The sequence below is a fragment of the Mycobacterium sp. genome (assembly GCF_049280035.1).
Classification (GTDB): Bacteria; Actinomycetota; Actinomycetes; order Mycobacteriales; family Mycobacteriaceae; genus Mycobacterium.
The window spans coordinates 1-2,154 of sequence record NZ_JBAPPI010000589.1; the positions used below are offsets into that span (position 1 = coordinate 1).

A 2,154-nucleotide genomic window follows, 5' to 3' on the forward strand; every position below is an offset into this window, starting at 1 on the left:
CGCCTGGCCAGCACCGAGTGCCGACGGCCGTAGCCCAGGTAGATGGCGACCCCGGCGAGCATCCTGACGCCGAATCGGATCCAGGTCAGCACGGTCAGGTTGATCATCAGCCACAGACACGCGCACACCGAGGCGATCGGCAGCAGCGGCACCCAGGGCGCGGTGAACCCGCGCGGCAGGTCTGGGCGGGTGCGGCGCAGGACGATCACCCCGGCCGACACCAGGACGAAGGCGAAGAGCGTTCCGACGTTGACCATCTCCTCGAGTTTGGGCGTCGGGAACACCGACGCCGTCGCCCCGATCAACACCGCGACCAGCACGGTGATGCGCACTGGGGTGCCGCGCCCGCCGGTCTTGGCCAGCTGCCGCGGCAACAACCCGTCGCGTGACATCGCAAACAGCACCCGGCATCCGCCGAGCAGAAGCACCATTACCACCGTGGTCAGCCCGGCCAGCGCGCCGATCGAGATGACACCAGAAGCCCAGTGCACCCCATTGACCGCGAATGCGGTGGCCAGGTTGGCATGACGGCCGTCGCTGCTGGTCTTCAGATCGGCATAGGGAACCATTCCCGACAACACGATCGACACCGCGATATACAGCACGGTCACGATGCCCAACGTGGCCAGAATCCCCCGGGGGACATCGCGTTGCGGGTGCTTGGTCTCCTCGGCCATGGTGGCCACAATGTCGAACCCGATGAACGCGAAGAACACGATTGACGCTCCCGCCAGCACGCCGTACCAGCCGTAGTGGCTGCTGTGCGCCCCGGTGAGCAACGACAACAACGACTGATCGACGCCGCTGCCGGAGTGGTCGGCCTCAGCCGGCGGGATGAACGGTGAGTAATTGGCCGTCTTGATATAGAAGGCGCCGACGACCACCACCAGCATCACCACCGCGACCTTGATCGTGGTGACGACGGCAGAGAAGTGCGACGACAGCTTGGTGCCCAGCACGAGCAGGGTAGCCACCAGCGCGACGATCAGCAGCGCACCCCAGTCCAGATTGAGAGATCCCAAAGTGACTCCGCCGCTGGGTATTACAAAAACGGTGTCCAGGTAGCTCGACCACCCCTTGGCCACCACTGCGCCGCCAATCCCCAGCTCCAGAACCAGGTTCCAACCGATGGTCCAGGCCAAAAACTCACCAAAGGTGGCGTAGGAAAACGTGTAGGCGCTGCCTGCCACCGGCAGCGTCGAGGCGAACTCCGCGTAGCACAACGCCGCCAACCCGCAGGTGATCGCCGCGATGAGGAACGAGATCCAGATCGCCGGGCCGGTGATGTCACCGGCAGTCTGCGCGGTGACGGTGAAGATGCCGGCCCCGATCACCACCGACACCCCGAAGACGGTCAGGTGCCACCAGCTGAGGTCCTTGCGCAGCTGAGTACCCGGCTCATCGGTGTCGGCGATCGACTGCTCGACCGACTTGGTGCGCCAGCGACCGGCCATGCACCCGGACAGTACCGAGTACTGTGCGGTAATGCGCGGGGACAGCGTAAGGGACCACGCGATTGTCATCGGGGGAAGCATCGCGGGGCTGTGCGCGGCGCGGGTGTTGTCGGACTTCTACGACCGGGTCACGGTGTTCGAACGCGACGAGCTCCCGAGCACACCCGTTAACCGCACGGCTGTCCCGCAAGGCCGCCATGTTCACCTGTTAATGGCCCGTGGCGCGGTCGAATTCGATGCGTTGTTCCCCGGTCTGCTCGACGACATGGTCGCGGGCGGGGTTCCCATCCTGGAGAACCGACCGGACTGCATCTACTTCGGTGCGGCCGGTCATGTGCTGGGCACCGGGCACACATTGCGCGACCAGTTCACTGCTTACGTGCCCAGCCGGCCTCACCTGGAGTGGCAGATCCGGCGCCGGGTTTCCGAAATCGCCAATGTCGAGATTCAACAGCGTTCGGTGCGCGAACCGCGCTTCGACGCCGACGCCCAGCGGGTGACCGGCGTGCTGCTGGACAGCCAAACCAACGAGCCCGACCTCGTTGCCGCCGATGTGGTCGTCGACGCCACCGGCCGCGGCACCAGGCTGCCGGTTTGGCTGGAGCAGTGGGGGTATCAGCGTCCGCCCGAAAAGACGGTCGACGTGGGCATTGGCTATGCGTCACATCAGTTTCGGCTCCCTAAGGACGCGATCCGGGAG

Annotated in this window: 2 protein-coding genes; one reads left to right on the forward strand and one right to left on the reverse strand. The window is 65.3% G+C overall.

Annotated elements, in window-relative coordinates; all coding sequences use genetic code 11:
• Positions 1 to 1,454, reverse strand: a 1,454-nt coding sequence (locus WAN71_RS19245) for an amino acid permease (RefSeq protein WP_422226858.1), incomplete at its 3' end; no start/stop codon positions are given.
• A gap of 61 nt (positions 1,455 to 1,515) precedes the next feature.
• On the opposite strand from WAN71_RS19245, the gene WAN71_RS19250 reads away from it, so the two are divergent.
• Positions 1,516 to 2,154, forward strand: a 639-nt coding sequence (locus tag WAN71_RS19250) for an FAD-dependent oxidoreductase (RefSeq protein ID WP_422226859.1), incomplete at its 3' end; no start/stop codon positions are given.